Genomic DNA, 4,194 nt, shown 5'->3' with positions numbered 1-4,194 from the left:
GGGGAGGATGCGCCTGCAGCGCCAGCTCTGCCGCAAACCTTGGATCCCGCGGCTGCCGACGTCCCGTCTGCCGAGGGGCTGACTGAGCGCGAGTTCGTGCTCAATACCTTCATGATTAACGGTGAGTCCATGGACATGGCCCGCGTGGACACCGTGATCGAGGAAGACAAGCCTGAGGTATGGACTGTGACCAACGAAAATAGCGATTGGCCGCACAACTTTCACATCCATAATTCGCGTTTCAAGGTCTTGTCTTATGACTATGGCGATGGCAAGGACATCGCGGTTCCGACGATGGGCTGGAAGGACATCGTCAATCTTCCGCCCAAGGCAACTGCCAAGCTGCTCGTGGAGTTGGGCTACTTCCCGGATAAGACCATTCCGTACATGTACCACTGTCACATGCTCCTGCACGAGGACAAGGGCATGATGGGCCAGATGGTTGTGGTGAACAAGGGCGAAAAACCTGACGTGCGCGTCAAGCCGGCGGCGCTTGTATTCGAGAAGTCTGCTGGGGCGTCGCATAGCGCACATGCTGGGCAAGTCGTGGACTCATCCCGTAGCCCGTACGCGACCCCGTCTGCGACTTCCTAGGCTTTTCGAGGTCTCAAAATAAAAACTCCTGCTCCTTCGAAATGCGAAGTAAGCAGGAGTTTTCTTGGCTTCCCCACCAGGACTCGAACCTAGAATGACGGGACCAAAAACCGTAGTGTTGCCGATTACACCATGGGGAATAACCGCACGCTCAAGGCGTGCGTTGCTAATAGTACCTGACGCATATGCCTTAATTACAAATGCCACCCACTAAGCTTGATCGCATGGTTCGACAGAGGATGACTGGACGCGAACGTCGCGAGCAATTGATCGTGATTGGCCGAGCGGCATTTGCCGAGCTGGGCTTCGACAGAGCCAGCGTAGAGGAGATTGCGGCGCGAGCTGGCGTGTCCAAGCCTGTGGTCTACGAGCACTTCGGGGGAAAAGAAGGCCTCTACGCGGTCATCGTGGACCGCGAGATGCTCGCCCTGGAGAAGGTGATCACGCATTCGCTTAGCGAAGGAACCTGGCGCGAGCGCATCGAGAAAGCCACTGTCGCACTTTTAAACTACGTGGAGCAAGAAACCGATGGATTCCTAATCCTCGTACGTGACTCCAAGCCCGGCGACGAACGCTCTTATTCCACTTTGCTTAATTCCTCCGTGGGGCAGGTTTCCTATATCCTGGGCGCCGCCTTCGAGCGCCGCGGCCTCGACGCGAAACTGGCAGGACTTTATGCCCAAGCGCTAGTCGGCATGGTCTCGATGACCGCCCAATGGTGGCTGGATACCCGCCAGCCGGCAAAGGAAGTGGTGGCTGCGCACATCGTAAACTTGTGCTGGAATGGGCTGTCTGGAATGGAAGCTAAGCCAAAACTGAGAGGAACTAACTAAGTGGCAACGCCGATGCTCGCCGGACTACTCAAGGTCGCGGCTTCCGACCCGAAACTCAAAGGGCTTGCCACCCAGGTAGGCGAGCCACACCTGCACATCACCGGCATCGACCAAGCGCGCCCCTGGGCTATCGGCACGCTGGCGAATCAGGCGCCCGTTCTCGTCGTTACCGCCACCGGCCGTGAGGCCGAGGACCTCACCGCGGAGTTAACCGCGATGATGGGGGACAAGGTTGCCCAGTTCCCGGCCTGGGAAACCCTTCCACACGAACGCCTTTCGCCCGGCGCGGATATCGTGGGCCGCCGCGCGCAGGTGCTGCACCGCATTGCAGAAGGCAAGCTGCGCGTCGTCGTCACGGCAGCGCGTGGATATAGCCAACCGATCTTGAAAAACGTGGAAGGCCGCAGTCCGATCAGCCTGGCCGAGGACATGGAAATCGAGCTCGAGGCCATCGTCTCCCAGCTGGAGTTTCGTGCCTACAAGCACGTGGACATGGTGGCCAAGCGCGGCGAGTATGCCGTTCGCGGCGGCATCTTGGACGTCTTTCCCACGACGCTCGATTACCCGGTGCGTGTGGAATTCTGGGGCGATGAAATTACCGATATCAGGCAATTTTCCGTCGCTGATCAGCGCGCGATTCTAGAGATTGAGGTCGGCGCGGTGGACATCTTCCCGGCGCGTGAGCTTCCGATTACTGACGACGTCGCCAAGCGTGCCCAAGACCTTGCCCTGCAGCACCCGGGCAATGCTGCCCTCGTGGAGCTTTTGACCAAGGTCGGTGAGCATATTCCGGCCGACGGCATGGAGGCGCTGCTGGCGGTGCTTAGCGACGCCCCGCTGGTCACCCTTCCCGAATTCATGCCTGAGGGTACCCACGTGCTGCTGGTCGCGCCGGAAAAGATTCGCACCCGTATTGCGGATCTAGAGTCCACGGACGCGGAATTCTTGGCTGCCGGTTGGGAAGCCGCTGCCATGGGGGCGGATGGTCCTTTGACCGCTGAAGGCCTGGACACCGAGGCCGCTAGCTACCGTTCCTACGAGTCTTTGGAAGCAACGTGCGCTAACGCGAGTTTGCCGCTGTGGACCTTTGCGCCCCCTGGAATGTTCATGGCCGACGAGGCGCAGACCTTGCCGCTCGAGTATGAACCGGGCCCGACGCCGCGTGGTGACATTAAGGAAATCGACGCCATGATGGCGCAGCTGCTCGCGCATACCCGCGACGGCGGCCGTGCGGCGTTTATCGCGCCGGCTCAGGGTGCCATCAAGCGCATGGTTGAGCGTTTTGCGGAAAAGGGCATCCGCACCAAGGTCGCGACTCCTGGCTGGGAGCCGACGCCTGGCGAGGTCACTTTGTATCAGGCGCTTTCACATGCGGGCTTGGTATTCCCGAAGGCCCGCAGTGCCGGCGGATCGCAGAAGGAACAGCTCCCGTTGGTTGTCATTACGGAGACCGACCTGACGGGTAATCGCGTGGGCGATATCGCCGGCGCAAAGCGACGCCCAGCAAAGCGCCGCAACCGCGTCGATCCGCTGGCGCTCAAACAGGGCGACTACGTGGTGCATGAAACCCACGGCATCGGCCGCTTCCTCAAGATGGCCGAGCGCACGATTCAGTCGGGTGATGAAACCTCCCGACGTGAGTACATCGTGCTGGAGTACGCCTCCTCGAAGCGCGGTCAGCCGGCCGATCAGCTCTGGGTCCCGATGGACTCGCTGGATCTGCTCTCCAAGTACACCGGCGGCGAGAAGCCGACGCTGTCCAAGATGGGCGGCTCGGACTGGAAGAACACCAAGAAGAAAGCCCGCGCCGCAGTCCGCGAAATCGCGGGCGAGCTGGTGGAGCTTTATGCCAAGCGCCAAGCCGCGCCGGGACACCAGTTTGCGCCGGATAACCCGTGGCAGGCGGAGATGGAAGATAACTTCCCGTACGTCGAGACTGAAGATCAGATGATGGCCATCGACTCTGTGAAGCAGGATATGGAATCCAGCGTGCCGATGGACCGCGTCGTCGTCGGCGATGTGGGCTATGGCAAGACCGAGGTAGCGGTGCGCGCAGCCTTCAAGGCAGTGCAGGACGGAATGCAGGTGGCGGTTCTGGTGCCGACCACCTTGCTGGCGCAACAGCATGCCGATACCTTCCGCGAGCGCATGACCGGTTTCCCGGTCAATATTCAGGTGCTTTCGCGCTTTACTTCTACCAAGGAAGCCAAGGAGATTGTCTCCGGCTTGGCAGACGGTTCCGTCGATATCGTCATCGGAACGCATCGCCTGCTGCAAACAGGTGTGCATTGGAAGAACCTAGGGCTAATCGTTGTAGACGAGGAGCAGCGCTTTGGCGTGGAGCATAAGGAACATATCAAGGCGCTTAAAGCCTCCGTTGACGTGCTGACGATGTCTGCGACCCCAATTCCGCGCACCCTCGAGATGTCCATGGCGGGCATCCGCGAGATGTCTACCATCCTGACCCCGCCGGAAGACCGCCATCCGGTCCTGACTTACGTGGGTGCTTATGAGGACAAGCAGATTGCTGCGGCGATCCGCCGCGAGCTGCTGCGAGACGGCCAGACCTTCTTCATCCACAACAAGGTCTCTGACATTGAAAAGAAGGCCCGCGAGCTCCGCGATCTCGTGCCGGAGGCGCGCATCGTCGTGGCGCACGGCCAGATGAACGAGGAAGCCCTCGAACGGACCGTGCAGGGCTTCTGGGACCGTGAGTACGACGTCCTGGTTTGTACCACGATCGTGGAAACCGGCCTGGACATCGCTA

General features: G+C 60.1%; 3 protein-coding genes and 1 tRNA gene. 3 read left to right on the top strand and 1 reads right to left on the bottom strand.

The window, feature by feature from the left end:
* Window positions 1-594 (top strand): multicopper oxidase domain-containing protein (locus HMPREF2724_RS00695; RefSeq protein ID WP_168164860.1); only part of this gene is annotated, 594 nt, incomplete at its 5' end.
* Window positions 595-659: 65 nt separating this feature from the next.
* On the opposite strand, the gene HMPREF2724_RS00690 is transcribed toward HMPREF2724_RS00695, so the two are convergent.
* Window positions 660-734, bottom strand: a tRNA-Gln gene (locus tag HMPREF2724_RS00690).
* 84 nt (window positions 735-818) lie between these two features.
* On the opposite strand from HMPREF2724_RS00690, the gene HMPREF2724_RS00685 reads away from it, so the two are divergent.
* Window positions 819-1,427: a TetR/AcrR family transcriptional regulator gene (locus HMPREF2724_RS00685; protein ID WP_061921571.1), complete on the top strand. Its 609-nt coding sequence runs from the start codon at window positions 819-821 to the stop codon at window positions 1,425-1,427.
* A gap of 12 nt (window positions 1,428-1,439) precedes the next feature.
* On the top strand, window positions 1,440-4,194 hold a 2,755-nt coding region (locus HMPREF2724_RS00680), incomplete at its 3' end, for a transcription-repair coupling factor (protein WP_070586773.1).

It is taken from the genome of Corynebacterium sp. HMSC071F07 (genome assembly GCF_001810285.1).
GTDB classification, from domain to species: Bacteria; Actinomycetota; Actinomycetes; order Mycobacteriales; family Mycobacteriaceae; genus Corynebacterium; species Corynebacterium simulans.
This window is presented reverse-complemented; position numbering and strand designations above follow the sequence as displayed.

Bases quoted from the DNA above. Each gene is read 5' to 3' on its own strand.
- HMPREF2724_RS00685 (WP_061921571.1), top strand. From the start codon at position 819: ATGGTTCGACAGAGGATGACTGGACGCGAACGTCGCGAGCAATTGATC.